General features: G+C 61.0%; 26 protein-coding genes and 2 pseudogenes. 13 read left to right on the top strand and 15 right to left on the bottom strand.

Features of this window, described 5'->3' with window-relative positions:
* The first annotated feature begins 121 nt into the window (after nt 1–121).
* From MHI61_RS10805 to MHI61_RS10820, 4 genes are all read left to right on the top strand, one after another.
* Nucleotides 122–1,186 carry a histidine kinase dimerization/phosphoacceptor domain -containing protein gene (locus MHI61_RS10805; RefSeq protein ID WP_239791994.1) on the top strand — a complete coding sequence of 355 codons (1,065 nt, stop codon included), beginning with the start codon at nt 122–124 and terminating at the stop codon, nt 1,184–1,186.
* A gap of 220 nt (nt 1,187–1,406) precedes the next feature.
* Complete coding sequence (locus MHI61_RS10810) at nt 1,407–1,958, top strand: DUF924 family protein (RefSeq protein WP_222144119.1); 552 nt, start codon at nt 1,407–1,409, stop codon at nt 1,956–1,958.
* A gap of 126 nt (nt 1,959–2,084) precedes the next feature.
* Nucleotides 2,085–4,607: a mechanosensitive ion channel family protein gene (locus MHI61_RS10815; RefSeq protein WP_239791995.1), complete on the top strand. Its 2,523-nt coding sequence runs from the start codon at nt 2,085–2,087 to the stop codon at nt 4,605–4,607.
* Between the two features lie 112 nt (nt 4,608–4,719).
* Entirely contained in the window at nt 4,720–4,986 is a 267-nt protein-coding gene (locus tag MHI61_RS10820; RefSeq protein WP_239791996.1) for a hypothetical protein, read from the top strand.
* A gap of 18 nt (nt 4,987–5,004) precedes the next feature.
* Here MHI61_RS10820 and arsK read toward each other — a convergent pair whose 3' ends face one another.
* From arsK to MHI61_RS10850, 6 genes are read right to left on the bottom strand one after another with little or no spacing between them, the layout of a single operon-like run.
* Entirely contained in the window at nt 5,005–6,240 is a 1,236-nt protein-coding gene (arsK, locus tag MHI61_RS10825; RefSeq protein WP_239791997.1) for an arsenite efflux MFS transporter ArsK, read from the bottom strand.
* Nucleotides 6,237–6,962 carry an arsenical resistance protein ArsH gene (arsH, locus tag MHI61_RS10830; RefSeq protein ID WP_239791998.1) on the bottom strand — a complete coding sequence of 242 codons (726 nt, stop codon included), beginning with the start codon at nt 6,960–6,962 and terminating at the stop codon, nt 6,237–6,239. Before arsH ends, arsK begins: the two co-directional genes overlap by 4 nt.
* Entirely contained in the window at nt 6,937–7,359 is a 423-nt protein-coding gene (gene arsC / locus MHI61_RS10835; RefSeq protein WP_239791999.1) for an arsenate reductase (glutaredoxin), read from the bottom strand. The genes arsH and arsC overlap by 26 nt, the downstream gene beginning before the upstream one ends.
* Nucleotides 7,356–8,054 carry an MIP/aquaporin family protein gene (locus tag MHI61_RS10840; RefSeq protein WP_239792000.1) on the bottom strand — a complete coding sequence of 233 codons (699 nt, stop codon included), beginning with the start codon at nt 8,052–8,054 and terminating at the stop codon, nt 7,356–7,358. Before MHI61_RS10840 ends, arsC begins: the two co-directional genes overlap by 4 nt.
* Nucleotides 8,054–8,584 carry an arsenate reductase ArsC gene (locus tag MHI61_RS10845; protein WP_222140014.1) on the bottom strand — a complete coding sequence of 177 codons (531 nt, stop codon included), beginning with the start codon at nt 8,582–8,584 and terminating at the stop codon, nt 8,054–8,056. The genes MHI61_RS10840 and MHI61_RS10845 overlap by 1 nt, the downstream gene beginning before the upstream one ends.
* Nucleotides 8,581–8,937: a metalloregulator ArsR/SmtB family transcription factor gene (locus MHI61_RS10850; RefSeq protein ID WP_183913216.1), complete on the bottom strand. Its 357-nt coding sequence runs from the start codon at nt 8,935–8,937 to the stop codon at nt 8,581–8,583. Before MHI61_RS10850 ends, MHI61_RS10845 begins: the two co-directional genes overlap by 4 nt.
* Before the next feature lie 42 nt (nt 8,938–8,979).
* Between MHI61_RS10850 and MHI61_RS10855 the strand changes: the two genes are divergently transcribed.
* Nucleotides 8,980–9,504: a DUF6428 family protein gene (locus tag MHI61_RS10855; protein WP_239792001.1), complete on the top strand. Its 525-nt coding sequence runs from the start codon at nt 8,980–8,982 to the stop codon at nt 9,502–9,504.
* Nucleotides 9,505–9,562: 58 nt separating this feature from the next.
* Here the strand turns inward: MHI61_RS10855 and MHI61_RS10860 are convergent, their stop codons facing one another.
* Complete coding sequence (locus tag MHI61_RS10860; RefSeq protein WP_239792002.1) at nt 9,563–10,546, bottom strand: squalene cyclase; 984 nt, start codon at nt 10,544–10,546, stop codon at nt 9,563–9,565.
* Nucleotides 10,547–10,725: 179 nt separating this feature from the next.
* On the opposite strand from MHI61_RS10860, the gene MHI61_RS10865 reads away from it, so the two are divergent.
* Entirely contained in the window at nt 10,726–11,556 is an 831-nt protein-coding gene (locus tag MHI61_RS10865) for a response regulator (RefSeq protein WP_239792003.1), read from the top strand.
* Nucleotides 11,557–11,742: 186 nt separating this feature from the next.
* On the top strand, nt 11,743–13,074 hold the full coding sequence (locus tag MHI61_RS10870) for a diguanylate cyclase (RefSeq protein WP_239792004.1): 1,332 nt from the start codon (nt 11,743–11,745) through the stop codon (nt 13,072–13,074).
* Between the two features lie 136 nt (nt 13,075–13,210).
* Here the strand turns inward: MHI61_RS10870 and MHI61_RS10875 are convergent, their stop codons facing one another.
* The 4 genes and pseudogenes from MHI61_RS10875 to MHI61_RS10890 all read right to left on the bottom strand — a co-directional run bounded on the left by MHI61_RS10875 (nt 13,211) and on the right by MHI61_RS10890 (nt 14,724).
* Nucleotides 13,211–13,534, bottom strand: coding sequence for a helix-turn-helix domain-containing protein (locus tag MHI61_RS10875; RefSeq protein WP_306428690.1), 324 nt, complete (start codon nt 13,532–13,534; stop codon nt 13,211–13,213).
* Nucleotides 13,467–13,727: pseudogene (locus tag MHI61_RS10880) on the bottom strand (hypothetical protein); the annotation flags it as partial. The gene MHI61_RS10875 and the pseudogene MHI61_RS10880, both read right to left, overlap by 68 nt.
* A 14-nt stretch (nt 13,728–13,741) precedes the next feature.
* Nucleotides 13,742–14,347 (bottom strand): annotated as a pseudogene (locus MHI61_RS32790) (AraC family transcriptional regulator); the annotation flags it as partial.
* Nucleotides 14,348–14,523: 176 nt separating this feature from the next.
* On the bottom strand, nt 14,524–14,724 hold the full coding sequence (locus tag MHI61_RS10890) for a hypothetical protein (protein ID WP_239792005.1): 201 nt from the start codon (nt 14,722–14,724) through the stop codon (nt 14,524–14,526).
* A 401-nt stretch (nt 14,725–15,125) separates the two neighbouring features.
* Here MHI61_RS10890 and MHI61_RS10895 point away from each other — a divergent pair, with 401 nt between their 5' ends.
* Entirely contained in the window at nt 15,126–15,806 is a 681-nt protein-coding gene (locus MHI61_RS10895; protein ID WP_239792006.1) for a redoxin domain-containing protein, read from the top strand.
* Between the two features lie 154 nt (nt 15,807–15,960).
* Here MHI61_RS10895 and MHI61_RS10900 read toward each other — a convergent pair whose 3' ends face one another.
* Nucleotides 15,961–16,413: a hypothetical protein gene (locus tag MHI61_RS10900; protein ID WP_239792007.1), complete on the bottom strand. Its 453-nt coding sequence runs from the start codon at nt 16,411–16,413 to the stop codon at nt 15,961–15,963.
* Between the two features lie 197 nt (nt 16,414–16,610).
* Between MHI61_RS10900 and MHI61_RS10905 the strand changes: the two genes are divergently transcribed.
* The 5 genes from MHI61_RS10905 (at nt 16,611) to MHI61_RS10925 (ending at nt 22,433) form a co-directional block, all read left to right on the top strand.
* Nucleotides 16,611–17,558: a LysR family transcriptional regulator gene (locus MHI61_RS10905; RefSeq protein WP_239792008.1), complete on the top strand. Its 948-nt coding sequence runs from the start codon at nt 16,611–16,613 to the stop codon at nt 17,556–17,558.
* Between the two features lie 123 nt (nt 17,559–17,681).
* Complete coding sequence (locus MHI61_RS10910) at nt 17,682–18,695, top strand: transporter substrate-binding domain-containing protein (protein WP_239792009.1); 1,014 nt, start codon at nt 17,682–17,684, stop codon at nt 18,693–18,695.
* Nucleotides 18,696–18,762: 67 nt separating this feature from the next.
* Complete coding sequence (locus tag MHI61_RS10915; RefSeq protein ID WP_239792010.1) at nt 18,763–19,950, top strand: amino acid ABC transporter permease; 1,188 nt, start codon at nt 18,763–18,765, stop codon at nt 19,948–19,950.
* A 3-nt stretch (nt 19,951–19,953) separates the two neighbouring features.
* Nucleotides 19,954–21,087: an amino acid ABC transporter permease gene (locus tag MHI61_RS10920; protein WP_239792011.1), complete on the top strand. Its 1,134-nt coding sequence runs from the start codon at nt 19,954–19,956 to the stop codon at nt 21,085–21,087.
* Nucleotides 21,088–21,197: 110 nt separating this feature from the next.
* Nucleotides 21,198–22,433, top strand: coding sequence for a MalY/PatB family protein (locus MHI61_RS10925; RefSeq protein WP_239792012.1), 1,236 nt, complete (start codon nt 21,198–21,200; stop codon nt 22,431–22,433).
* A 668-nt stretch (nt 22,434–23,101) separates the two neighbouring features.
* On the opposite strand, the gene MHI61_RS10930 is transcribed toward MHI61_RS10925, so the two are convergent.
* The 3 genes from MHI61_RS10930 to MHI61_RS10940 all read right to left on the bottom strand — a co-directional run bounded on the left by MHI61_RS10930 (nt 23,102) and on the right by MHI61_RS10940 (nt 26,472).
* Nucleotides 23,102–23,749, bottom strand: coding sequence for a MarC family protein (locus MHI61_RS10930; RefSeq protein ID WP_239792013.1), 648 nt, complete (start codon nt 23,747–23,749; stop codon nt 23,102–23,104).
* Nucleotides 23,750–23,856: 107 nt separating this feature from the next.
* On the bottom strand, nt 23,857–24,261 hold the full coding sequence (locus MHI61_RS10935) for a hypothetical protein (RefSeq protein WP_239792014.1): 405 nt from the start codon (nt 24,259–24,261) through the stop codon (nt 23,857–23,859).
* Nucleotides 24,262–24,315: 54 nt separating this feature from the next.
* Nucleotides 24,316–26,472 (bottom strand): mechanosensitive ion channel family protein, encoded by a 2,157-nt coding sequence (locus MHI61_RS10940; RefSeq protein WP_239792015.1) that lies wholly within the window; start codon nt 26,470–26,472, stop codon nt 24,316–24,318.
* Nucleotides 26,473–26,485: the final 13 nt, after the last annotated feature.

Genomic DNA, 26,485 nt, shown 5'->3' on the forward strand with positions numbered 1-26,485 from the left:
CTGCGACAAGAGCGAGGGATAGCGGCTGTTTACCTCGGGCGGTCAATGCAATACGACATTGCCATGCGGACGAGTTGCGCTGGCGGTCCATCGTCGCTGCGGGAGAACGCCGGGAGAGGGAATGAGCAATTCTAGCGGCGATGCGGATGTCCTGATCCACATCCTCTATATCGACGACGACGAGGAGCTTGCATTGCTGATGCAGAAAAACCTGCTTCGGCGCGGCTTTTCGGTCGAGTGGGCTAAGAACGGCGCTGCCGGCCTGGCAAGACTTGGCGAAGGCGGAATCGATGCCGTCGTGCTCGATCACGTGCTGGCCAACGAAACCGGCCTCGACATTCTGCCCTGCATCACGGCGATGCCGGATCATCCACCGGTCATCTATGCGACAGGTTCGGACGATACCAGCATCGCGGTCGCGGCGCTGAAGGCGGGTGCCGACGACTACGTGCTGAAGGGGATCTCGGCCGATTATTTCGATCTGCTCGCGGCTGCCCTCGAACAGGCATTGGAGCGGGCGCGTTTTCGCCGCGAGACGGCGCAGGCGCAGGAGGTGATCCGCCAGCAGCGCGATCTTGCCGAGATGCTGCTTGCCGAAGTCAATCACCGCATTGCCAACAGTCTCGGGCTGGTCGGCGCGCTGATCCGCATGCAATCCTCGATGACCAAGGACCAGGTGGCGATCGATGCGCTGCACGAAACGCAGATGCGGATCAACGCCATCGCCAGCGTGCACCGCCGGCTCTATACCAACCGGCAGGTCGGAACGGTGCAGCTCGATGAATATCTGAACAGCCTGCTGACCGAACTCGAAGCGTCGATGCGTGACGACAAGCGGCCGCATCGCATCATGCTGACTGCGGCGCCGGTCAATCTGGCGACCGACAAGGTTATCACCCTCGGACTGATCGTCAGCGAGCTCGTCACCAATGCCTTTAAATATGCCTATCCGGACAGCGTGACGGGGGAGATCCGTGTCAGCGTCGATCAGACGGAAGAGATGCTGAAGGTCATCGTCGAGGATGACGGCGCGGGGTTTGATCCGGAGAGCCCGGCCAGAGGGACGGGGCTCGGTACGCGTATTTTGACCGGGATGGCCGCCAGCCTGAAATCGGATTTCGCCTATGATCCCGATCATAATGGGACGAGGGCGACGCTGGTGTTTTCGTTGCATGAGGGGAAGTAGGACGTGTGGTGCAGGTCGTGCCGTGTGGCCTCCTCATCGGCCTGCCGGCACCTTCTCCTCGAGGGGAGAAGAGACTCGTGGCAACGTCTCGATCCCCTTCTCCCTCGGGGGAGAGGTGCCCGCAGGGCGGATGAGGGGGCCTCACGGCACAGCATTATCTTTTCTCAGCAATTGTTTACTGACATCGCATCATCAAACCTAACGCAAGGGGAGGACAGACATGACGACGATCCGCACGCCGCGCGAAGTCTATGATTTCTGGTTCGTTCGATGCGGGCGGGAGCTGTGGTTCCAGCCGCCGCCGGAACTTGACGTGGAGATTCGTGATGTTTACCGCGATACGCATCTGGCGCTGGCCGCAGGCATCAGTGACGAATGGCGGGCCGATCCGATATGCCGGCTGGCGGCGGTCATCGTGCTCGACCAGTTCCCCCGCAACATCTATCGCGGCACGCCGCTCGCCTTCGCAACCGACGGACTTGCGCTGCGGGAAGCCAAGCTCGCGCTTGCGGCCGGTGGCGACCAAGCGGTCGAGGTCGCCTGTCGCACCTTCTTCTACCTGCCGTTCGAACATGCCGAAAACCTCGACGAGCAGGAACGTTCGGTGGCCTTGTTCACTGCGCTTGGCGACGCGGAATACCTGGATTATGCCATTCGTCATCGCGATGTGATCGCCGCCTATGGCCGATTTCCGCACCGCAATGCCATCGTCGGACGGGAGTCGACGGCTGCGGAGCGTGACTATCTCTCCCGGCCAGGCGCCGGCTTCTGAGTGCTTCTCATGCAGGTCTTTCAAGTTCGCTGCGAGGCGCTTTAGGCATTTCCCGCCTTTCTGTCGCCTTTGTTTGCAATGAAAAGCTGACATTCTATCCTGACGACAACCCTCCCGGAGGCGCTTTTGCGGCTGAGAACGATCCTGCTTCGCACCATTCTTCTGATGACGCTGGCGCTGGCCGGCGCCCATTTCGAGAGTGCCGCAGCCTTGGCGCAGGAGCAGACGCAGGCGGCGGCAGAGACGCCGCTTGTCGATACGCCATCCGCTCAGGCGGCGAAGGAAATCGAAAGGGCGAAGGTCCAGCTCGGCTCGCTCCAGGACAGCGTCAAGCAGAACGCCGATAATGACGATGCGCTGGTCGGGATTGCGGCCAAGGCCGACGAACTCAGCCGCGCCGTCATTACGATCTCAGTCAATCTCAGGCCGCGTTTCGATCAGATCAAAAACCGCCTTGGCGAGATCGGTGATCCGCCGAAGGATGGACAGCCGCCCGAGGCTGAGATCGTCACCCAGGAGCGCAATGCGCTTGCCGCCGAGCGTGCGCAGATCAACGCGGTGACAGGCGACGCCGAAAATCTGTCGATCGCGGTGACGCAGCTTGTCAACGAGATTATCGAGATGCGACGGCGGCTTTTCGCCGATACGCTTCTCAGACGTACCGAAATCTCCGTCTCGGTGCTCGACGATGCCGCCGGCGCCTTCGTGCACGAGGTCAGCGAATTCTCGCAGGCCCTGTCCAGCTGGGCCGCCTTCGTCTGGAAGTTCAAGCGCTTCCCGTTGTTTGCGGCGATCTTCCTGTCGCTCGCCTCGGCGCTCATTCTGCTCTCCGGCAGCTACCGCCTGTTCGGCGCATATCTGCGCCGCGATGAGGCGGTCGAGAACCCGTCCTATATCGGCCGGCTGTCGATTGCCTTCTGGTCGACGTTGATCCGCACTCTGGCGCTTGCGGTGCTGCTCGTAACTTCCTTCTTCTTCCTCAATAGTTTCAACGTGCTGCGGCCCGATATCGCACCCGTCATCGGTGCGCTGTTCGGCACGATCGGGCTCGTCTATTTCGTCGGCCGGTTCGTCAACGCCATCTTCGCGCCGCGTGAACCGCATTGGCGGCTGGTGAAGCTTTCCAATCTCGGCGCCCGCTCGATCGGCTACTGCCTGCTGGCGATGGCTGTCGTCAACGGGCTCGACTATCTGTTCGGCACGGTCAGCGAGGCGATGGGTTCGCCACTGGTGCTGACGGTGGTCAGGAGCCTGATCGCCGCGCTCATCATCGGCGTGATCCTTATCGCTGCCTCCTTTGGCAAGCCGATGCTGGCACGGAACGGCGATCCCGACGCGCCGGGCAGGCATTGGCCGCGCGGCATGGCCATCATCCTGCGCGTTGCCGGCGCCGGCCTCATCGTCACGGCGCTCGCGGGCTATGTAGGACTGGCGCGCTTCGTCGCCACGCAGTTCATCATTACCGGTGCGGTCGTCGCCACCATGTATGTCGGTCTGCTGTCGGGCAAGGCGATCTCGCGGCAGGAGAGCTTCGGCGACACCTTCTTCGCGCGCTTCCTGACGCGGCGGTTCAACCTGGGGCCGGTGGCGATCGATCAGTTCGGCTTGCTCGTCGGCCTTGCCATCTATGCCGTGGCGCTGCTGGTCGGCATTCCGCTTATCCTGCTGCTCTGGGGCTTCCATGTGCAGGATCTGCAGCTGATCGCCTATCGGCTGTTTACCGAGGTCAAGCTCGGCGGCATCAGCATCTCGCTGCTCGGCATCTGCACCGGCATTCTGTTGTTTGCCGGCGTCTACCTGTTGACGCGCTGGGTGCAGCGCTGGCTCGACGGCAATGTTATGGCCCGAAGCCATGTCGATCTCGGCGTGCGCAACTCCGTCAAGACGGGGATCGGTTATCTCGGGGTCGGTGTGGCGGCGATCATCGGCGTCTCGGCCGCCGGGATCGATCTGTCGAGCTTCGCGCTCGTCGCCTCGGCACTTTCGGTCGGCATCGGTTTCGGCCTGCAGAACATCGTCTCCAACTTCGTCTCCGGCCTGATCCTGCTCGTCGAGCGGCCGTTCAAGGTCGGCGACCATGTCGTCTCGGGCACGGCCGAAGGCATCGTCAAGCGCATCTCGGTGCGCGCCACCGAGATCGAGACCTTTCGCAAACAGTCGATCATCGTGCCGAATTCGGAGCTGATCAACGGGCTGGTCGGCAACTGGACGCACCGCAACAAGATCGGCCGCTCGGAAATTCCTGTTTCGGTCAGCTACGATGCCGATCCGCAGAAGGTGATGGATATACTGCTGGAACTGACGGCCAAGATACCGCTCGTCATGCGCAATCCCGAACCGCATGTCGAATTCCTGCGCTTCGGTCCCTATTCGCTGGATTTCGAACTGCGCTTCTTCCTCGCCGATATGGGCGACGGCATGACGGTGCGCAACGATCTGAGGATCGAGATCCTCAAGCGCTTCAAGGCGGAGGGCATCGAGATCCCGTTGCCGCAGAGCGATCTGACCATCCACCGCGAGGCGCCCGCGGCCATCGCCAACGAGGGCAGGGACGTCAGGTCCAGCTCCGCGGACGGGGCTGCCGGCGAGGAGGAACATCGGGTGCGACAGCTGCGCGGCCGTACTGCCGAGGCCAGCCTGAAGAGCTGAACGGCTCATTCAGCCATCATTCACAGGTCTGTGTGCATGATCTCCACAATCGGGATCGCTGCCGAGGGCAGCACCGATCGTTCGAGGGGAGGGCGCACCCGCGCCGCCGCACATGATGGCAAGATTTGCCGCCGTTCTGTTTGTCCTGTTTCTTGCCGCGCCGGCGGTCCATGCGGCATCCGTCACCAACACCGATCCTGCCGCTGTGGTGCTCGTCATCACCGAGGGCGGTCAGCGCGTCGAGGTCGTTGTCGATGCCGGGGCTTCGGAAAATCTCTGCCCTTCCGGCTGCTTCATGACGACGCCCGACGGCGACCGCATCGGCCTCGACGGCGGCGAGACGATCGACATCATCAAGGGCTCGGCCGTCGTCAAGTAAGGCTGCGGCCCCCTGGGGCTATGGCTCTCCGCGCGCCAGAGCCGTTTGCGCCGCCACGGGCATCCGCATCAGCGGCCGGATGGCGAGGAGTGCCGCCACGGCCGCGGCGCCGAGCCCGGCAGTGATCGACAGCGACCATGATACGCCGATATTGCCCATCAGGAAGGCCAGCGCGAACGGCGCCGTCGAGGAGACGGCGAGGCGGGCCGACATCACTTTTCCCTGCCGCTGGCCATAGCCCTCGCTTCCGAAGAGCGCCAAGGGCAGAGTTCCCTGCACGATGCTGCTGAGGCCGGAGCCGAGGCCGAAGACCACGGCGAAGACCACTGCGCCGGGAACCGACGGCGCGGTGAGGAGGAGAATGACAAGGGCCGCCGGCAGGAGCACGGCGGAAATGACGGCGAGCATGAGCTGCGGCAGGCCGCCGCCGAAGACCATGTTGATGAAGCGGCTCATCACCTGCGAGGGTCCGAAAAGCGTGCCGACCATGACGGCCATGGCGCCGAGCCCGAGCGCCGACATGACGGGCACCATATGGACCAGAAGGGCCGCGTTGACGAAGCTTTCCAGCGCAAAGCCGGTGACCATCAGGATGAAGGCCGGCGTGCGCGCGGCGGCGGGAAGGCTGGGTTCGATGCGCCTGGTTGCGCCGCTCTTCTCGCCAGTTCCGCGATGGCCGGCGCTGCGCGCCAGCCAAGTATGGATGGGAAGGCAGACGAGCAGATTGATCGCGGCGAAGATGAGATAGACGCTCTGCCAAGAGAAGTGGGTATGCAGCGCGGTGGTGATTGGCCAGAAGATGGTCGAGGCGAAACCGCCGAGCAGCGTGAGATAGGTGATGCTGCGCTGGGCCACCTGCGGCCTTATCTGAACCAGCAGGGCGAAGGCCGCGCCATATTGCACGAGGTTCGACGCCGTCTCGACGGCGATCAGGGCGATGACGAAAGCGACTTTGCCGGGAGCAAAGGCGCAGCCGGCAAGCGCGATTGCCGCTATCGCCGAGCCCAAAGTCATGACCCGGCCGGCGCCGAAGCGATCGATCCATTTGCCCATGGCGGGAGCCGCCAGGCCGCCGATCAGCAGCGCCGCCGACAGCGCGCCGAAGATCCATTCCGCCGACCAATCGAGCCCGCGCGCCATGTCGGGCGCGAGGATGCTGAAGCTGTAATAGAGGGTTCCGTAGCCGATGATCTGCGTCAGGCCGAGTGCGAGGATGGCGGCAATGGGCGGCCGTTCGGAAGCGACGGGCGTCATATGGATTTGAGGCCCACGCGTCGTTCAAGCTTTTCGGCTTCTTCTCTGCGCTCGCTGTAGCGGTCGGTAAGGTAGGCCGAGGCGTCGCGCGTCAGCCATGTGAATTTCACCAGTTCCTCGCAGACGTCCACGACGCGGTCGTAAAAGGATGAGGGCTTCATGCGCCCGTCGCTGTCGAACTCCTGGAAAGCCTTTGCCACCGACGACTGGTTGGGAATGGTGATCATCCGCATCCACCGGCCGAGGATGCGCATCTGGTTCACGGCATTGAACGACTGCGAACCGCCGGATACCTGCATGACGGCAAGCGTCTTGCCCTGCGTCGGCCGGACCGAACCCACCGACAGCGGTATCCAGTCGATCTGCGCCTTCATGATCCCGCTCATTGCGCCGTGTCGTTCGGGGCTTACCCAGACCTGGCCTTCCGACCAGGCCGACAGTTCGCGCAATTCCTGCACTTTGGGATGGGCGACCGGCGCTCCGTCGGGAAGGGGGAGGCCCTCCGGATCGAAGATCCGCACTTCGCAGCCGAAGTGCTCGAGCAACCGCGATGCCTCATGCGCGAGGAGACGGCTGTAGGATACGGCCCTCAGCGAGCCGTAAAGGATGAGGATGCGCGGCTTATGCGTCGAGAAGGGCGGCCGCAACGCCGCCAGATCCGGCTGACGAAGATGGGCCGGCGAAGTTGCTGGCAGGTCAGACAATGCGCTTGCCTTCGGCATCGAGCACCTTCTCGCCGTCTTCCTTGGTGAAGGCGCCCTTATGCGTCTCCGGCAGGATTTCCAGGACCACCTCGGACGGCCGCGACAGCCGGGTGCCGAGCGGGGTGACGACGAAGGGCCGGTTGATCAGGATCGGCTGGGCGAGCATGGCGTCGAGCAACTGGTCGTCGCTCAGATCGGGATTGCCGAGGCCGAGTTCGGCGTAAGGCGTATCCTTCTCGCGCAGGGCCTGGCGCACGGTCAGGTCGGCATCGGCGATCATCTTGACCAGCTCCGCGCGTGACGGCGGTGTGTTGACGTATTCGATGATGTCGGGCTCGATACCGGCATTGCGGATCATCGCCAGCGTGTTGCGCGAGGTGCCGCAGGCGGGATTGTGGTAGATGGTGACGTTCATAGCTTCGCCTCGGAGGATAGGGTTGACGATGTCTCGGCTGGCTGCAGCAGCCAGTTGAAGAGGAGGAGGGCTGCGACCGCACCAACGATTTCGGTAAGCCAGAACCCCGGAAGGTCGATCGGGCGGATGCCGGAGAAAGTGTCGGTCAGGGAGCGGGCGAAGGCCACCGCCGGATTGGCAAACGAGGTCGAGGCGGTGAACCAGTAGGCGGCGGTGATGTAAAGCCCGACCAGCCATGGAACGGCCTTCTGCTCGAAGCGGATGCCGGCGAGAATGATTGCGACGAGGCCGAAGGTCGCAATCCCCTCGGAAAACCATTGCGCGCCGCCGGTACGGACCTTGCTCGACAATTCCAGGAGCGGCAGGTTGAACATCAGATGGGCGCAGATCGTGCCGGCCACGCCGCCGGCAAACTGCGCCAACACGTAGCCGCCAAGGTCGCGTTTCGGCAGCGAGCCCGACATGGCGAAGATCAACGAGACGGCCGGGTTGAAATGGGCGCCGGAAATCGGCCCCAGCACGGTGATCAGCACGACCAGGATCGCGCCGGTCGCCAGCGTATTGCCGAGCAGGGCGAGCCCGACATCCGCCGTCAGCGATGTCGCCATGATGCCGGAGCCGACCACGGTTGCGACCAGCATGGCGGTGCCGAGCGCCTCCGCGACCAGCCGGCGCGTTAGATCATAGGAAGCCATCAGCCGGCCCCTGCCGGTTTTGCCGTCGTGCCTTCCATCGCGCCGATCTGACGCAGATGCGATTCCAGCGCCAGCTTGTCGATCGACGCGAGGGGCAGGCTGAGGAAGGCCACGATCCTGTTTTTCAGGAAACGGGCTGCCTGTGCGAAGGCGCGGCCCTTCTCGACCTCGCTGCCCTCGACGGCGGCCGGATCCTCGACGCCCCAGTGAGCGGTCATCGGATGGCCGATCCAGACGGGGCAGGCTTCGCCGTGGGCGGTGTCGCAGACGGTGAAGATGAAATCCATCTCCGGTGCGTCGGGCTTGGCGAACTCGTCCCAACTCTTCGAGCGGAATCCGGTGGCGGGATAACCCAGCGCCTGCAGTTCCTTCAGCGCCAATGGATTGACTTCGCCTCTCGGCTGGCTGCCGGCGGAATAGGCCTTGAACCGGCCCTTGCCCTCGGTCTCCAGGATCGACTCCGCCAGGATCGAGCGCGAAGAATTGGCAGTGCAGAGAAAGAGCACATTGTAAACGCGGTCTGTGGTCATTGCAGTTCCTCCTTGGTTGCAGGTGCACAGCATGCGGCGACGGCGGCGGCGGGCGCGCAGATTTCGGCGTTCCCTCCGCAGCAATCCTCCATCAGAAAACGGATCAGACCGCCAAGCGCCTCGTAATTGGCGGTGTAGATGATCGAGCGCGATTCACGTTGTTGGGTGATCAGCCCTGATCGCTCCAGCTCCTTCAGGTGGAAGGAGACGTTTGACGGCGAAACCTCGGCCTTTTCGGCGATGGAGCCCGCCGCCATTCCGTCAGGACCCGAGACGACAAGCATGCGAATGATATGGAGGCGCGTTTCCTGCGAAAGCGCGCCGAATGCGGCGAGGGCTTGACGTTGATCCATATTTCAATAATCCTTGAATCGTTGAAACGAGGATTAGCGCAGATGAATGCCATCGACAACAATAAAATTCAGGCGGAGGAGATAAGCCTCGGCCTGCTGCTTGATGCGCTCTCCGGCGAAACGGACGCGCCGCTTGTTTTCCATTACGACGGCCGGCCGGTGAAGCCGGGCTATCATATCACCGAGGTCAAGGCGGGCAAATTCTCAGCGCTTGATTGCGGCGCCAATCCGGAAGCATGGACGGAGATATTCATTCAGCTCTGGGACATCGACGAGGGTGAGCGCACGCATATGCCGGCCGGCAAATTCCATGCGATCGTCCGTAAGGTGACCGAGCATGTGCAACTCGACGGTACCGCCAAGCTCACTTTCGAAGTCAGCGACGGCGTGCGGCCGATGCAGCTTTATTGCGCGGCAATACCGATCTTGCGGGGCGGGGCCGTGCATGTCGACCTTTCGCCGCGGCCGGCAAGCTGCAAGCCGCGCGACCGCTGGCTCGCCGAGGAGAGCAGAAAGGCTGTGGCCTGCTGCGGTCCGTCGGCAACGGGGAGCGGCTGCTGTGCGTAGGGACCTGCGGAGATCGGGCAACGACGGAGCGGTCCGCATGTCCTGCGCTCGCTTGGCATCAGGCATTGACTGAGGCGTTGGCATCCCACCATCTGAGCACCCGCATCGTCCGTAGCGTGATCCAGCGCGAGGGCTGACCTTCTCCCTCGTTGACCTCGAACCAGACACGGCCCGTCAGGGTCCAGTCGAGCGGCCATCTGCCGTTCTGAAGGCGGCGGCAGCGAAGATGGTCGATCGCCTCGCCGAGGCGCGGATCGGGAGCGGAGCCGGTCAGGAGGGCGCTCGACCGGAAATAGTCGAGGGCGCGGGGGATGTCGTAGCGCCAGCGGTTCGGGTGCAGGAAGTGCAGGAAGCGTTCGTCGGCCGGCTCGCCGGTGCCGAGACGGCGGAAGAGGTTGCGCTTCAGCAGGAATTCTTCGCCCGTTCTGCGTGCCTCCCGGGATTGCGGCGTACCGCCGGTCGCTCGCTCGAACTCCAGCAGGCCTTCCAGCACGTTGATGGTGCTGGCAAAGGACGATCGAATGGAGCCGTTGCACCGTTCGCAATTCCAGCCGCCATCCTCGAGGCGCTCGCCGGTCAGCCTCTCGACAATGGAGGAGACGTCGACACCGAAATAGGCGCCGTCGGCGACGGTGCGGCCATTGATGCACTCCTCGACTTCGCCCTTCCAATAGGACTGGCCGCCCTCCTCCCAATGGGCATTGGTGCCGATCAATTCGACGGTGCGCCTCACCCGCTCACAGGCGGGATCGAGACCGAATTCCCGCAGTTGCGAAAGAGAAAAGGTCGTGGCCGTCCAAGGCTGGCCGTACTCGCGCCACTCGCAAGGGTCAAAACCGGCGGGCAGGAAGGCGCCACCTGCCCATTGCCCGTCTTCGTCCTGGCAGGCAAGCAGCCTTGCGCCCCAACCTTCGGTCTCCACTTTCGCCCGCTCGACCACCCATTCCCGCTGCGGGGCGTCAAGCAGGTCACGCATGACCTGCCATCGGATCGACGGGTCGGAATCAAGAAGCCATTCGATCACCGGGTCGGATTGGGTCACGGGAAACCTCTCGGCGCGGCGCTTCGCGCCTGATTTCTTAATCATATCTGCAAGAAAATCGGCAGCGGCGCCATCGGGTCATCTCTTCGTTTTCGTATCCACAGTGCTGATTAATAATTAGTCAAATCAATTGATGTATCCGTTGGAATTGGGGACGGATTTTACATTAAAGGTTTACGATGGCGTTTTTAGGTATTTCGGGGATGCAATATTCCGGAGAGATGTTTGCCGGCGCGCGAATTATTGTCGCCGAAGATTCAAACGTGTTCACTTCGATGATCAGCAAACGCCTCAAGGAGTTGTTCGACATTGACGTCGAGATCTGCCGCAACTTCGAGGATTTGCAGTTTGCCTATGACAAATCTTCCGATCCGATCACGCTGGCGATCTCGAACATCAATCTGCCCGGCGCCGAAAACGGCGAAGCGCTCGAATATCTGGTCGATCTTTCCATTCCCACCATCGTCTTCACCGGCACCTTCCACGACGGGATGCGCGACAAGCTGATGGCCAAGGACATCGTCGACTATATCCTCAAGGACAATATCTTCGCGGTCGATCTGCTGGCGGAGTCGATCTGCCGGTTCCTGACCAATCATCGCCACCATGTGCTGATCGTCGACGACAGCGCGACGGCGCGCGCGTTGTTGTCGAGCCGCCTGAAACGCTATAATTTCCGCGTCAGCGTTGCCGAGAGCGGCGGCAAGGCATTGGAGATCCTGAAGGCCAATCGCGATATCGGGCTGATGATCACCGACTACAACATGCCCGATATTGACGGCTTCGAACTGACGCGGCGCATCCGCGCCAATATCGGCTCGCACGAGCTGCGCATCATCGGCGTTTCCTCCTCATCGAACCGGCTGCTTTCGGCGCGGTTCCTGAAAGCCGGCGGCAATGATTTCATGCTGCGCCCCTTCATCGACGAGGAGTTCTACTGCCGCGTCAACCAGAATCTCGATACGCTTCTGCAAATTCAATCGATGCGCAAGGAGCGGGCGGTTGCCTGACGGCTCTTCCAGCATCGGCGCCGCGACGGCGCGGGAGATGACGGCGGGGAACCGTCAACGAATTTCTGCAATTACAAGTAACGCTCACATTTGTCCCCTTCACGCGCATAGGCCTCTCGGTTATCGTCCGCCCCGCCGGGGAGGGGGCCGAGTCGAGCCCGTCGGGCGCAGGGGGGAATAGCGGCTGTGGCTTTTCAAGCGGATTTTCAGCGAGATGGAATCGGGCTACGCTCTGGCGGGCTCAAAATACTTCTGGTTGAAGATTCCCGGATGTTTTCCGCCGTGCTCTGCCACCGATTCCAGACGGAACTTGGGCTTGCCGTCAAATCCTGCTCGTCGCTGAAAGCGCTTCGCCGGGAGCTTGCCGAAGACGGTCACGGCTACACCATGGCCGTCGTCGACCTCAACCTGCCGGATTCGCCCTATGGCGAGGCGCTCGACTGCACGATCGAGCACGATATCCCGGCGATCGTCTTTACCGCCACGTTCGATCTCAACACGCGCAACAGGATCATGGAGCGCAATGTCATCGATTACGTGTTGAAGGACAATGAGTTCGCGCTCGACAATCTGGTCGCTACCGTCCGCCGGGCAATCTCCAACCGCAAGACGCGGGTGCTCGTCGTCGACGATGTCGTCTCGGCACGCCAGGTGCTCGTCGACCTCTTGAAGGCGCAGCAATATCTCGTCGTCGAGGCAAGCTCGGGGCTCGAGGCGCTGGCCGCTCTCGAAGCCTACAGCGACATCGAACTCGTCGTCACCGATCACCATATGCCCGATATGAGCGGTTACGAGCTGACGCGGCGCATCCGCCATCGCTTCGGTTCGGACAGGCTGCGTGTCATCGGCGTGTCTTCGTCCAACGACCGCATGCTGTCAGCCAGTTTCCTGAAGGCGGGCGCCAGCGACTTCCTCTACCGGCCCTTTGTCGCCGAGGAGCTGCAATGCCGCATTGCCAACAATGCCGAGACGCTGGCGCAGATGCGGCAGCTGAGGGCGGCGGCGGCATGCGACTACCTGACCGGCCTCTACAATCGCCGCTATTTCTATGACAACGGCCCGAAGCTGGTGAACGAATGCCTGCGGCTGAAAGTGCCGAGTTCAGTCGCCATCCTCGATATCGATCATTTCAAGCGTCTGAACGATACCTACGGTCACGAGATCGGCGACAAGGTGCTGAAGGCGGTCGCCAATCGGCTGTTTACGATCTTCGAGGGCAGCGACAATCTTCTCTCGCGGCTTGGCGGCGAAGAATTCGCCATCCTCTTCCCGCAGATGGATTCAGCTGCTGCGACCAAGCTTTGCGATGAGATCCGCTCGGATATCTCGCGGTTGAAGGTCACCGCCGACGACGAGGAGCTTAGCGTCACTATCTCTATCGGCATTGCCGAGATCGGCGGCTACGAGACCTTCGAGAATTATTTGAATGCCGCCGACCAGTTCCTCTACATGGCCAAACACCGGGGCCGCAACCAGGTCTATTCCGACGCTAGGATGACGGAGGAGGCGGCGCAGTAGGGTGGGCTGTCGCCGCTGGTCGTCATCCTCGGCCTTGTGCCGACGATCTGCTGCCCTATCAACCCGTGGTTAGATGCTCGGCACAAAGGCCGAGCATGACGAAGGAATGGTCTGCTTCTTGTGTTGCGGCGCCGCCTCAGGCGGCGACCGCCTGCCTTGCCGTCGCCATGGTCATCTTGCGCTCGGCGCGCTCCTGCTGCGGCGAGCGATGGTAGAGTTCGCGATAACACTTGGAGAAATGCGAGGCCGAGACGAAGCCGCAGGCGACGGCGACTTCGACGACGGGCATCGAGGATTGCACCAGCAGGTGGCGGGCGCGGTCGAGGCGGATTTCGAGATAGTAGCGGGCGGGCGAGCGGCCCATCTCCTGGCGGAACAGCCGTTCGATCTGGCGCCGCGAGAGGCCGGCGCCGTCGGCTATCTCGATCAGCGACAGCGGCTCGGCGAGATTGCCTTCCATCAGCTCGATGATCGACAGGACCTTGGCATTCTGCACGCCGAGGCGGGCGCGCAGCGGCAGGCGCTGACGGTCGTGCGGATTGCGTACACGATCGGTCAGGTGCTGCTCGCAGATACGGTTGACGAGGCTCTCGCCGAAATCCTCGCCGACGAGGTTCAGCATCATGTCGAGCGAGGCAGTGCCGCCGGCGCAGGTATAGAGATTGCCGTCAATCTCGTAGAGATCGGCATAGACCTCCGCCTGCGGGAAGGCTTCGGAGAAGCCCGGCAGGTTTTCCCAGTGGATGGCGCAGCGCTTGCCGTTCAAGAGCCCGGCCTGGGCCAGTACATGCGCGCCCGTACAGAGGCTGCCGACGGCAACGCCGCGATTGTAGCATTCGCGCAGCCAGGCATTGACCGATTTGTTATTGAAGTGCTCGACATCGATGCCGGAACAGACGAGCACCATGCCCGGCCGGTTTTCGCCGCCGAGATGGCGGCGTTCCTCGGCGAGCGAGGAATTCGCCTCGACGCCGATGCCGCAGGAGGAATAGACCTTTTCCCCGTCGAGGGAGGCTAGCCGCCAGGTATAGGCCTGATAGCCGAGCATGCGATTGGCGATGCGCAAGGTGTCCACGGCGGCCGAGAAGGGCAGCATGGTGAATTGCGGTACCATAAAGAAGACCAGTGAACGCTTCTTGATCTGCATCCTGTTCATAGCGAAATCCATGCTCGAGGGACGATGACTATTCGTTGCGCGGAATGCGTCGCGCCGATGTCCTGAAAGCGACATTGGCATGGAAAAATGCGGCCGGGAAGAGCAAATATGCGACATTGACCGCGATTTGACCGGTCAAGTCCCAGGCGAGGGCGCCGGCGGGGTGGAAGAGAGCTCACAGCCAACCGAAATTCAGGGGCTGAAGTGCAATGGGAAACGAGATGGCGGACACGAAAAAGGCGGCGTTGCAAGATGCAGACGCCGCCCTCATCTCAGGAGGAATGTCGCATTCATTACATGGTCCGGTGTTTGCCGTCATCGGTGCTCGGCCAGCCGATATCCTTGCGGACGTCGAACGGCATGGCTTCGATTTCGCGGGCAGTCTGCCAGCGGGTCCAGGCGAGCACGAGTTTGTGGGCATAGTGGCCCAGATCGAAGCGGCCTTCGCTGGAGGTGAGGGTCTTGCCACCACCCCGATAGGTGAGCGTGGTCATTTTTCGGTTCCTTTCTTGAGCCGGGACATGGTCGCGATGGGAGGTTCGTCCCTGTCCATGCTGCTAATATGGGCTTCGCGAACCCATCATTCAAACGAATAGAGTTTATGGATAACATCAACGATTTTGAATGATCGCGGTGCCCACTCCGGGGGTAGCTTTGTCGCTAAAAGGATGATCCATGGTGAGCGGATAGCAGCAGGACCGCTGGGAAGGACAGGGTGGCCACGGATTGATGGGCCGATGCTGGCAAGAGGCCGGGGGCGGCTTCGACACCGGTCGGAGCTGCGAATGGCATGCCGAACCGCCCTCGTCATCTCAACATCGAGCGTTTGGCCTTCTTGCGACAAGTGATACAGTTGAATTTCGGTCGTTCAGCTGGAGAAAGAGGAATTATTCCCATGGCAGACCAGAAGCGCCCGCTGCAGCCTGGAGAATCCGCGCCGGCGTTTGCGCTGGCCACGGCCAATTTCGACGGAACGGTCTCGCTCGCCGACTTGAGGGGTCACCCGTTCTTGATCGGTTTCTTTCGCGGGCTGCACTGCCCGTTCTGCCGGCGTCAGGTAGAACAGCTCGCCGGCGTGCAGCCAACCCTGCGCGCCGCCGGGCTGGAGACCGTGGCCGTTATCAACACGCCGGTGGAACGCGCCCGCCTGTATTTCCGCCACCGGCCGACGCCGGTAACCCTTCTGTGCGACCCCGACTGCCGCACACATCGCGCCTACGGCGTGCCGCATGCAGAGTTCTTGCCCGATGCGAGCAGCGAAAAGCCCGAATGGCCATATGGCGCAACGATGGCGCAATTCCAAGCGGCACGCATCAACCCAACGGGCGAGCTGCCAGAACCGCTACAGCCGATGGAAGCCAACACGATCCTCAACGCTAAGGACCACTTCGAGCTTGATGAAGCCGATAACGCTATATACGAGAAGCATGCTACTCAGCTTGTCGGGCACTTCCTGGTCGATGCGAACGGCACTATCGGCTGGGCTCAAATCGAAGCGCTCGACGGGCCGAGCAGCCTTTGCATCTTCCCGACCGCGGCGGAGATCATCGCCGCCGCTGGCAGCCTTGGACGCTGACCTGTAGCGAACCGTCGCCAGCGTTGCTGCACGATGTCGAATGAGGGCGACGACCCATATGGGCCGCCTGCATACTGCTCTCCGTCCAAACGACAACTGCTCGGGCGCGCGAGGGTGCACTTCTAGCCTGCGTATCCTTGATGCCATCTCGAACTCATCGACAGTTCGACCCCATGATCCATAACGGCCTCATATACGAGTGCGCTCGAAATCTTATCTTTCGTCTGCGGTCGCTCAGCCACGGCTTTTTTGATCTGCAGGATCGTTTCGCGGTCGTGATCTTCATGCGTGGCAGCAGCGTCTTCAGGTGCGCGAGATCGGGTTGCCTGTCCGGCTGGTCTACCAGCCAGATATCGATGGTCCACATCGACTGGTTCTGCGTGCGAACCGATAGCCAGAGATAAAACCCATCGGGATATTTGTCCGGCTCGGTGTTCCATGCGCCGGTGTCATTTCGAAAACGTACCGCGACGACGCTCTCGGCCTTCTGCATAAGACGAGCGCCGATACCCGCGAATGCTTCGAGCGTGCCGGCATCCAACCTGGGACAAGACATCGTTATGTCGATGTCTCGTCGAACCATAATCCCGATGGCCGAACTGCCCACACGGGTAGGATATCCGATAGCCCCGTCAAGGTGTAGCTGCCGGACGATTTCGTTGGCCCCACCCGTGAGCGCCAAAATGCAGGACCTCACGAAAGAGCCGCGAAACGAAGATCCGTGCCGTTCCTTGCCTTACCTTCATGCAGAAAGTCGTCTACGAACATAGGTCTGGGCCGACGCACCAACTTCAGAGGGGCTCCATGCAATTCGACGATTTGGACCTGAATTTGCTCCGAGTTTTCGACATCATGATGCGTGAACGAAGCGTCACGCGCACGGCGGAACGTCTGGGCAGAACGCAGTCTGCCATCAGTCATTCACTGGGAAGGCTGAGGATGCTCTTCCGCGACGACTTGTTCACGCGAGATGGCTCAGTCATGTGTCCCACACCGCGCGCCGTGGAGCTTCTCTCGGAGATTTCAGGCGCGCTGAGCACGATACGCTCCTCGATCGACAGGCACCAAATATTTGATCCGGCATCGACGCGTCGCAACTTCCGTGTGGGACTTACCGATTACCATGCGATGGTCTTTGTCCCCGAATTGTTGCGGGAATTTGCCCGGCAAGCCCCGCACGCAACGCTCAACATCATACCGGCCAATGGCATCGAAATACTCAACGCCATCCACCTCAGGCAGGTAGATTGCGCCCTGACCGGTGCTTCGATCCGAGACGATCCACGTGTAGCGAGAATCGAACTGGGCCAGGACCGCCTGCTCTGCGCAGTTTGGAGCGGCAGCGCCATCGCCAAGCAGGGCTTGACCCTGGATGCCTATCTTGCCGCGTCGCATTTGCAGATTTCCGCCGACGGCGTCTCGTCCGGCCTGGCAGATATTGCGCTCAAGGCGGCGGGATTGAGGCGGAATATCGTCGCCACGATATCGAACTATCTCATACTGCCCTGGGTCCTCAGGGGAACGGAATTCATTACCCACTGCGGGGACGGAATTCTCCATATCCTCGACGATACGAGCGAGGTGAAGGTGATGGCGCCGCCCCTCAGGATCGAAAACGTAAGCACGTCATTGCTGCTTCAGCATCACATGGCAACGGATCCCGCCATGATTTGGCTCACGCAAGTCATATCGCAAATCTACGACGGATCACAAAGGACAAAAGTCGAAATCATGAAGGCCCAGGTGCTGTGAGCGGCACGGGATGATCAAATTTCCAGCCAATGAACCACATTCATGTTTTAGATGATGAATATGAATTTGACTGATGAATGGCTTTCGGCGACGCTCCCTGTAATCAAGAAAAGGGGACCCGCCATGAAAACCATCATCAAAGCATTTCTCGGCCTTTCCACCGTGCTGTGCGCCACGGCCGCGCAGGCGACGACTCTCGAAAACGTGCAGAAAATTGGGGTGCTGACCTGTGGCACGAATGCGGCGACTGCGGGATTCAGCCTTCCCGACAACGACGGCAAATGGACCGGCTTTGTGGTCGACTATTGCCGGGCAGTCGCCGCGGCCGTGCTCGGGGATGCCGAGAAGGTAAAGTTCATTCCGCTCACGCCGAAAGACCGATTCACGGCCCTGCAGTCTGGCGAGATCGACATCCTGGCGCACAACGCAACCTGGACATCGTCGCGGGACTCTACCCTCGGCATCCTGTTCGCCGGCACCTATTTCTATGATGGCCAAGGGTTTATGGTCCGCAAATCCGATAACATCGGTGCGATCAAGGACCTCAACGGCGCCTCCATCTGCGTGACGCAGGGCACGACGACGGAATTGAACATCGCCGACTATTTCCGGGCGCAGAATATCACCTATACGAGCGTCGGCTTCGCGGACGAGGAATCTGTCGTCAAGGCCTTCGAGGAAGGGCGGTGCGACGCCATGTCGGCGGACAGCTCGACCTTGAACGCGTCCCGCATGCGCATGGCCAAGCCCGATGACAGCGTCGTGTTGCCGGACCTGATTTCGAAGGAGCCTCTTGGCCCGGTCGTACGCCAGGGCGACGACCAGTGGTTCAATATCGCCAAGTGGACTCTCTACATCCTGGTCGCTGCAGAGGAATTCGGTGTCACGTCGCAAAATGTCGACGAGATGAAATCCTCCGCCAATCCGAATATTGGCCGCCTTCTCGGTGTCGAGGGAAGCATCGGAAAGGATTTCGGCCTCAAGGACACTTGGACGGCGGATGTCATCAAGCAGGTTGGCAATTACGGAGAGATATTCGACCGTTCGATCGGCAAGGATTCGCCACTGAAGATCAGCCGCGGCGCGAACGACCTATGGAACAAGGGCGGGCTGCAATACGCCCCTCCCATCCGCTAGTTGGAATTTTGACAGGCTGGCGCGGATCGCCGCGCCAGTTCCTTCAAGACAGCTCGGTGGATGAGAAATGTCCGACCTTTCACTCCCTTCCCAACTGCGCCGGAACCTGTCCTTTGACGATCCAAGGGTCAGAGGTGTTGTCTACCAGGCGTTGCTCGCAGGCAGCCTTTTGGCCCTGATCGCCGCCATCGGAATCCAGACGGTGTCCAATATGAGCGCGCGCGGCATTCCGCTGTCGCTTGACTTCTGGAATGAAACAGCCGGGTTCGCCATCAACCAAACCCTCATCCCATACGACTCGCTCTCGACATATGGACGCGCGTTCTGGGTTGGGGTCGTGAACACTCTCGTCGCCGGCGGTCTCGGTATTCTGTTCGCCACGATATTGGGTTTCGTCGTCGGCGTGGCGCGACTCTCCGACAACTGGATCGTCGCTCAGGTCTCGGCATCATATGTCGAGATTATCCGCAACGTTCCGCTCCTTCTGCAACTTCTCTTCTGGTACAACGCGGTTCTGAAGCCGCTGCCGGCTCCAAAGGCGTCCATCGCGATCCCGGGCGGCATCTACCTCAACAACCGCGGACTGATCTTTCCCGAAATCCAGCTTCATCCGGGTGCCGGTGTGGTGGGCGTTGCAATCCTGATCGCCGTGGTCTTGTCGGCTGCATTCTACATGCATGCAAAGGGCGTTCAAAAGCGAACCGGCAGGCAGCTTCCGATCTTGGCTTCGTGCGCCGGGCTCATGATTGGCTTGCCGCTACTTGCTGTTATTACGACCGGAAACCCGGTGTCGTTCCTGGAGCCCAAACTGGTCGGCTTCAACTTCAGGGGCGGACATCAGCTGTATCCGGAGTTCGCAGCGCTCCTTATTGGCCTATCCGTCTACACGGCATCCTATATCGCCGAAATCGTCCGGGGAGGGATCCTGGCCATACCCAGGGGGCAGACCGAAGCCGCATATGCACTCGCCCTGCCACCCGGCAAGACTCTCCGCCTCGTCATTATTCCCCAGGCTCTGCGTGTCATCGTTCCTCCCTTGACGAGCCAGTATCTCAATCTGATCAAAAACTCCTCGCTCGCAGTGTTCATCGGATATCCGGACCTGGTGCAGGTCTTTGCCGGCACGGTGCTGAACCAGACGGGCGCTGCGATCCAGGTGATGGCCATCACGCTCGCGGTCTATCTCGCGATCTCCTTGCTCACGTCGATGGCAATGAACCTCTTCAACCAGCGGCTTGCGATCGTAGAGAGGTGACCCATGGACAAGCGCGCGCTGGCATATGATGACAGTTCCATCCTGCCATCGATGAAACCACCGGCCGATGCCCGTCTTGCCATGGGTGGTTGGATGAGGAAGAACCTGTTCTCCAGCCCACTCTCGGGAATGCTCACGATCGCCTCTTCAGTGATCGCGATATGGCTGCTTCACGATTTTCTCAGCTTCGCGATAGTCAACGCGGTCTGGATGGGGGGCAAGGAAGCATGCCTCGCAAATCCGGACGGTGCCTGCTGGCCCTTCATCGCCGAGAAATTCGATTACCTGCGCTACGGCGCATATCCTGTAGAGCAACGTTGGCGCGTCGATCTGACGGAAGCTGTCGGCGCCATTCTGGTTGGCTGGCTCCTCTGGAACCTAGCTCCCCGTCGCGACGTGGCCGCGCTCCTGTTCTTCATTGCCTATCCCATTCTGGCCTTTGTGCTGCTGCGCGGCATGGCGATGCTGGGCCTGCCGGTGATCGACACCACTTTATGGGGCGGCCTTCTGATCACCCTTCTGATGTCGGTCGTCGGAATCGTCTTTTCGCTACCACTCGGCGTTTTGCTGGCGCTTGGCCGAATGTCGAAGCTGCCAATCGTGCGGGCGGTTTGCGTCATCTATATCGAAGTCGTGCGCGGGGTGCCGTTCATCACCGTGCTGTTCATGACGAATTTCATGATGCCGCTTTTCGTGCCGGACTATTTGACGCCGGACAGACTGCTTCGTCCCCTTATCGCCATTGCGCTGTTTTCATCTGCCTACATGGCAGAAGTGGTCCGCGCGGGCCTTCAAGCCATTCCGAAGGGCCAGCATGAAGCCGCGAAATCGCTTGGCATCGGCTACTTCAATGCGATGCGGCTCATCATCCTCCCCCAGGGGCTCAAGGTGGTCATCCCGAGCATCGTCTCCACCTTCATCGGATTGTTCAAGGATACGACATTGGTGGCAGTCGTGGGGATCGCCGATTTTCTAAGGGCGGTCGAGGCTGCTCGGGTCGATCCGAGCTGGGCCGGCCCCACGATCTCGACGACGGGCTACCTTTTTGCGGCACTCGTCTACTGGATCTTCTGTTTCGGCATGTCGCGCTACTCGCAGTTCATGGAGCGTCAATTGGCCCGCGGCCACAAACACTAGGAATTCGGAGCGGTTCGCCCGAGCGGGCGGGCGGCGCCTTGGCACATTGTCCATAGCACGCGGCCGCAAATTCCCGCGCTGACACCACAAGAATACGAGGAAACACAACGATGGCCAGCAAGGCTTCACCCAAGGCAGCGTCTCGTGACGGTGCTGCCAAAGTATATGATTTTGACCGGGTCTATGATCGTCGGCAATTCGGGTCCGTGAAATGGGCAAACCAATGGGACGAATTCTCGCCACGGGTAGAAGGCGAGAACCTGCTTTCGCTTTGGACTGCGGACATGGACTTTCGCGCGCCGGAAACCGTGATCGAACGGCTTCGCGAAGCTGTCAATCACGGAATCTACGGCTATACGCGTCGCGATCCGCGTCACTATGAGATCGTGCGAGCCTGGTTCGAGCGAAGGCACGGTTGGGCTCCGGCGTTGGAGAGCCTGCTGCCGGCACCCGCCATCATGCCCGCGGTTGCCGTGATCCTGCGGACCTTCACCAAGCCCGGCGACGGCGTGATCGTCCAGACGCCCGTCTATTCGCCATATTTCGAAGTCGTGCGCGGCAACCAGAGAACCTTGCTGACCAACCGATTGCTTCTCCGGGACAACCGATACGAACCGGACGTCGACGATTTCGAAAGGCTCGCCGCGAACGGCGCCAAGGTCTTCCTTCTGTGCAACCCGCACAACCCCGCCGGCAAAGCCTGGACGCGTGAGGAGCTCGAAGCACTGAACGACATCTGCGCACGCTATGGCCTGCTCGTCATATCGGACGACATCCATTGCGACATCAGACTATCGACCCTGCCTCATGTCGTGTTTTCCTCGATTTCGGAAGATGCGGCGGACCGGTCTTTCATTTGCACTGCGCCTACCAAGACCTTCAATCTGGCCGGCGTGCCGTCGGCGACCCTATCCGTGGCCAACAAGGCGCGCCGGGAGGCATTGCTTTTCGCCATGCAAGCGTCGTTCATGGTGAACGCCAATTATTTCGGCAGGCTTGCTCTCGAGACCGCTTACAGCACTGGAGATCAATGGCTCGATCAAGCCACAAGCTATATCGGCGAGAATGTCCGGCTCGTCCGGGAGTTTGCCCGCGCGCATCTCCCGGGGATCACGCCGATGTTGCCCGAAACATCATTTCTCGTGTGGCTCGATGCACGTGAGCTCGACCGGAAGGTGGATGGGATCCAGAGGTTCTTCGTCGAAAACGCCAGCGTGAATCTTTATGACGGCCGCGTATATGGGCCGGGTGGCGAGGGCTTCATTCGCCTCAATGTCGGGTGTCCGAAAAGTATCCTCCAGAGCGGCCTGCAACGGATGTCCGACGCGTTATCGTCGCGGAAGTGAAGCGGGTGAATGTGCCCGTGGCCTCCGGGGCAGACTTTCCATTTGCGACCAGATCAGCTGAGAAAATATGCGGGTCGGATAGATCGATCAATCCAACATGCTGCAATTTCCACCGCAGCCTTGTGGAAGGGGTGCTGGAGGCTACGCACCGCAGTGTGGCGATTTTGTTTATCGCTTGCCGTGCGAACGGGATTTGCGCCAAATCAGCTTCCAATCTCACTGTCGAGATGTGGTCGATTTGAGCATAAAAATCGCGTGGAAGAGGAGCTCCGGTTTTCGCCTCCACGCAATTCTGAAGCTTTGCTTCCCACATACTGGGAGAAAGCCCGATAAATGACTGGATGTAGGCATTCCGTTCAAACCAGCGCCGATGGATTCCAGAAATTCGGTTCGGCAGCGAGATAAATCTCCTCGCTATTCACAAGGACGCCATCGCAGTCGAAAATAGTCAGTTTCATCAGGCGACCTTGGCAGTCTATCAAAGCGGGTATCCAGCTTGGCATCCCGATAGCGCGATGGAAAGCCCCGTTTCCGGCCTTGATCGCAGACTGTTGGTCGGCCTGTGATCGGAGTGCCCATAGGTTCGCTATACGCAGACAACCATCTCAGGCAGATCGCGGAGCACCCCGCCAGGACCGTCCTCGGCTCGTCAGCTATCTGCCGACCTCTTAATGGGCGGCGGTCGGGGTAATGATGCCAAGATTGCCAAGCCCGGCGACGATCAGCTGGACTGCGACTGCGGTCAGAAGAATGCCGAAGACGACCTCCGAGACGATCATGGTGACTGGCTTCATGCGCTTGGCGAGCTTGTCGATGTTGGTGAACACCAGATAGTCGAACGCGCCGACGATCATGATCAGAGCAGTGACGAGTATCGCGCTGGCGATCGAGACGACTTCGCTGGAGGCGATGATGATGACCGTGATGCCGACAGGATTGAGCAGGTAAGGGACGGCAAGCGGAAATACGGCCAGCTTGTCCGGGTCGACGGGAGCCGCAATGTCGTCGTGCGGCTTCTCTGTCGGTCCTGATGCCATCTTGATCGCGATCAGCGCGAGGATGATGCCGCCGGCAACCGCAACCGCGCCACCCGTGATGTGGAGAAGCCGCATCAGCAGAGCGCCGGTGGCGAAAAGGATCAGGGCCGTGACGACGGCGATCAGAACCATCTGGCGGCCTATGCGCACCTTGGTTTCGGTATCGAAGGCGTGGGTCTTTTCCAGGAACGGCACCAGGGCAATCTTCGGCCCCATGCCGATCAGAAGCAGCAGCAGAAGTTTTCCGACGAAAGCGGCATCGATTACCGTGAAATCCATGGGACGTACCCTCTAAAATTTGTGACGCGAAAATCGGGGCCTCCCCACTTCGGGGAGGTTGCTGACGAAGAGAACGAGACGGACTCGCCAGTCTTTCTGCGAGCCGCTCAGCGTGGGCATACGTCCCAGAAGCCCGTCGTCTTGGCGGGCGAGGTGTAGTACCAGCACTGACCGGACTGCGGCGGCGTACCTGCCAATGAAACGGCAGCAGCTCCGGCGACGAAGCCAATGGCAGCACCCGCGGCGATGGCGGTCCCTGGACGCCAGTAGCGGCGCGGGGCGACGACCACGACGCCACGCCGGACGGGCGGGCGAACGACGGGAGCGGTTCGGCGTCCGACCGCAGCGCATCCGCGTGGTCCGCAGGCTGCAGCGCCGCAGCCTCTCGGACCACATGCCGCAACGCCACGACGGGCAGCTTCGGCCGGTGCGGGAACGAGGACGGGCGCGCAGACCGTCATTATGACGGCAAGTGTCGCAAGCATGTGCGTAGGGATGACTAGGATCTTCATTTTACTTCCTCCCATTGCTCTCGTGTGTGTTTCATTTCCTCGAAGATGCCGCCCTCAGGCCGGGTTTACGGCTGCGGCCGCGTTGTGTGCTGCGAGCGTCTGCTGGGCAGCGGCTGCAACAGCGTCGTCCTTGCCGCCCGAGACCTGGACTGTGGGCACAGCGAGCTTGATGCCGTTTTCATTGAACGCCTCATGGATCATCCGCAGAGCCCGACGCTTCAGCGTGAACTGCTGGCCGGGAAGCGTCATGACCTTCATGCGCAGCAGCAGGCCGGAATCGCCGAGGCTGTCGATCCCCTGCATCTTCAGCGGCTCGATCGTCGTCGGCTTGAACTCCGGATCCTCAAACAGCTCCAGGCCGATCTTCTTGATGATCTTGCGGGCCTTCTCGATGTCGGAATCGTAGGTGATGGTGATCGTCATCTTCTCGATCACCCAGTCGCGGCTCATGTTCTGCACGGCGCCGAGCTCGCTGAAGGGCACGATATAGACCGCGCCGCGGTGATGTCTGAGCTTGATGGATCGCAAGCTGAAGGATTCGACGGTACCCTTGTAGCTGCCGCTCTGGATATATTCGCCAACCCGGAAGGCGTCGTCGAGCAGGTAGAACATCCCGCTGATCACGTCCTTGACCACCGTCTGTGCGCCGAAACCGATCGCCACGCCGACCACGCCGGCGCCGGCGATCAACGGGCCGATCTCCACGCCGAGCGACGACAGTGCCATCATGATCGCGATGGCGGCGAAGAGGATCATAAGGAAATTGCGAAGGATCGGCAGCAGGGTTCTGAGACGTGTGCGCCGCCGCTCCCGTTCACTCCCGATTTCGAGGACGGCTTCGGTGTCGCCCAGCTTGCGATCGATCAGCACTTTCACAACACTCCAGGCGAGATCGACGATCAGGAGAATGATCCCAGCGCTGAGGAGGCCGCGAACAAGGCGCAGAAGCGGCGAATCCTGCATGGTCATCTGCGTCAGCCTGACGTCCAGGGCGTCCGCAAGCAGAACGATGGCGCCGACGATCAGCGCTGCCCTGATGCCACGCTCGACGATCACCGAGACAACGGTGCCTTTCTTGTGTCCGTCCTCTTCGGCAGCGGAAGACCGCAGGATATTGTTGACCGACGCCTTGGTGAGGGCGATGGCACCGGGCAGGGCGGCACAGACCACCGCGATCCAGAACAGCTTCATGGCTCCCACCACCCACAGCAGCCAGACGGCGACGAAGTAGACCGTCCAGAGCCAGTTCCGCGCGCGCAGGCCGATCCGGCTGGCCTGGCCGCCAGACAATCCGGACGGACGTCTCCAGACGGCTTCGATGCCGATGACGAGGAGCACGAGGCCGAGGGAATAGGCGACGAGTTGCCGGGCCGGGTCGGAAAAACCGAGGGTGCCGAGCAGGCGGATTGTCACCCAGCCAAAAGCATACCAGCCGACGAGATAACCCAGGCGTTTCGCCCAGTGGCCGGCGGCATCCTTGGTGATCGGGACGACACGGAACCGACCCTCTTCCTCTGCTTTCGGTGCAAGAAGTACGTCGAAAAGCGCGCTCGCCAGACGGAAGACGACGATCGCGAAGAGGTATCCGACGACGATCTCCCTGATAACAGGCGGCCACTGGAACAGCAGGAAGAAGCCGATGCTGCCGAGGCCGAAGGAAAGGACGTAACATGCCGCCCACAGAAGCCTCGCAGCCAGTGCGATCAACCTGTCGCGAACCGTGGCAAAGGGCGCGCGCGCCATCCATGAGCGCCAGCCGGCGCTGATCCACCAGAACAGCCATTGTGCGGCCAGCCCGACGGCGACGAAGGCGGCGACCAGGAAGATCGGCCGCGTCCCGCCGTTCGCCTGAATGTCCCGTTCGAGCACGGCCCCGCCGCGCATCGTCTCCAGGGGAAAGGACTGGATGGCACCGAGAAGACCGGAGGCGTGGGCACGGAAACGCATCGCGAATTCCGAGAATGAAGGGTCGGCGTTCGGGGTTTCCAAGGGCGGCTCCGCCGCGGTCTTGGCTGCTTGCGACTGCTGCTGCAAGAAACGCTGGACATCAGGATCAGAGAACATCCCGATAAAGCGCTGGACGCTTTCCGGCTGTGGGCTCGCTGGCGTCACGCTCTGCGCCACAGCAATAGAGGCATAAAGGAGAGCGGAAGCCACGGCGGCCCCCGTGAGGAGCGGTCTAAACATGCGGATCCTGGAAAGTAAGAGCATCGTCTATCCCGGT

It is taken from the genome of Rhizobium sp. K102 (genome assembly GCF_022385315.1).
GTDB lineage: Bacteria > Pseudomonadota > Alphaproteobacteria > Rhizobiales > Rhizobiaceae > Rhizobium > Rhizobium croatiense.

What these genes read in the sequence shown, in the direction of transcription:
- MHI61_RS10920 (WP_239792011.1), top strand. Translation starts at nt 19,954, where the DNA reads ATGGACAAGCGCGCGCTGGCATATGATGACAGTTCCATCCTGCCATCG.
- arsK (WP_239791997.1), bottom strand. Translation starts at nt 6,240, where the DNA reads ATGACGCCCGTCGCTTCCGAACGGCCGCCCATTGCCGCCATCCTCGCA.
- MHI61_RS10940 (WP_239792015.1), bottom strand. Translation starts at nt 26,472, where the DNA reads ATGCTCTTACTTTCCAGGATCCGCATGTTTAGACCGCTCCTCACGGGG.
- MHI61_RS10905 (WP_239792008.1), top strand. Translation starts at nt 16,611, where the DNA reads ATGCAATTCGACGATTTGGACCTGAATTTGCTCCGAGTTTTCGACATC.
- MHI61_RS10915 (WP_239792010.1), top strand. Translation starts at nt 18,763, where the DNA reads ATGTCCGACCTTTCACTCCCTTCCCAACTGCGCCGGAACCTGTCCTTT.
- MHI61_RS10855 (WP_239792001.1), top strand. Translation starts at nt 8,980, where the DNA reads ATGAATGCCATCGACAACAATAAAATTCAGGCGGAGGAGATAAGCCTC.
- MHI61_RS10875 (WP_306428690.1), bottom strand. Translation starts at nt 13,534, where the DNA reads ATGGAAGGCAATCTCGCCGAGCCGCTGTCGCTGATCGAGATAGCCGAC.
- MHI61_RS10845 (WP_222140014.1), bottom strand. Translation starts at nt 8,584, where the DNA reads ATGACCACAGACCGCGTTTACAATGTGCTCTTTCTCTGCACTGCCAAT.
- MHI61_RS10810 (WP_222144119.1), top strand. Translation starts at nt 1,407, where the DNA reads ATGACGACGATCCGCACGCCGCGCGAAGTCTATGATTTCTGGTTCGTT.
- MHI61_RS10925 (WP_239792012.1), top strand. Translation starts at nt 21,198, where the DNA reads ATGGCCAGCAAGGCTTCACCCAAGGCAGCGTCTCGTGACGGTGCTGCC.
- MHI61_RS10805 (WP_239791994.1), top strand. Translation starts at nt 122, where the DNA reads ATGAGCAATTCTAGCGGCGATGCGGATGTCCTGATCCACATCCTCTAT.
- MHI61_RS10865 (WP_239792003.1), top strand. Translation starts at nt 10,726, where the DNA reads ATGGCGTTTTTAGGTATTTCGGGGATGCAATATTCCGGAGAGATGTTT.
- MHI61_RS10820 (WP_239791996.1), top strand. Translation starts at nt 4,720, where the DNA reads ATGATGGCAAGATTTGCCGCCGTTCTGTTTGTCCTGTTTCTTGCCGCG.
- MHI61_RS10935 (WP_239792014.1), bottom strand. Translation starts at nt 24,261, where the DNA reads ATGAAGATCCTAGTCATCCCTACGCACATGCTTGCGACACTTGCCGTC.
- MHI61_RS10895 (WP_239792006.1), top strand. Translation starts at nt 15,126, where the DNA reads ATGGCAGACCAGAAGCGCCCGCTGCAGCCTGGAGAATCCGCGCCGGCG.
- arsH (WP_239791998.1), bottom strand. Translation starts at nt 6,962, where the DNA reads ATGCCGAAGGCAAGCGCATTGTCTGACCTGCCAGCAACTTCGCCGGCC.
- MHI61_RS10850 (WP_183913216.1), bottom strand. Translation starts at nt 8,937, where the DNA reads ATGGATCAACGTCAAGCCCTCGCCGCATTCGGCGCGCTTTCGCAGGAA.
- arsC (WP_239791999.1), bottom strand. Translation starts at nt 7,359, where the DNA reads ATGAACGTCACCATCTACCACAATCCCGCCTGCGGCACCTCGCGCAAC.
- MHI61_RS10930 (WP_239792013.1), bottom strand. Translation starts at nt 23,749, where the DNA reads ATGGATTTCACGGTAATCGATGCCGCTTTCGTCGGAAAACTTCTGCTG.
- MHI61_RS10840 (WP_239792000.1), bottom strand. Translation starts at nt 8,054, where the DNA reads ATGGCTTCCTATGATCTAACGCGCCGGCTGGTCGCGGAGGCGCTCGGC.
- MHI61_RS10910 (WP_239792009.1), top strand. Translation starts at nt 17,682, where the DNA reads ATGAAAACCATCATCAAAGCATTTCTCGGCCTTTCCACCGTGCTGTGC.
- MHI61_RS10890 (WP_239792005.1), bottom strand. Translation starts at nt 14,724, where the DNA reads ATGACCACGCTCACCTATCGGGGTGGTGGCAAGACCCTCACCTCCAGC.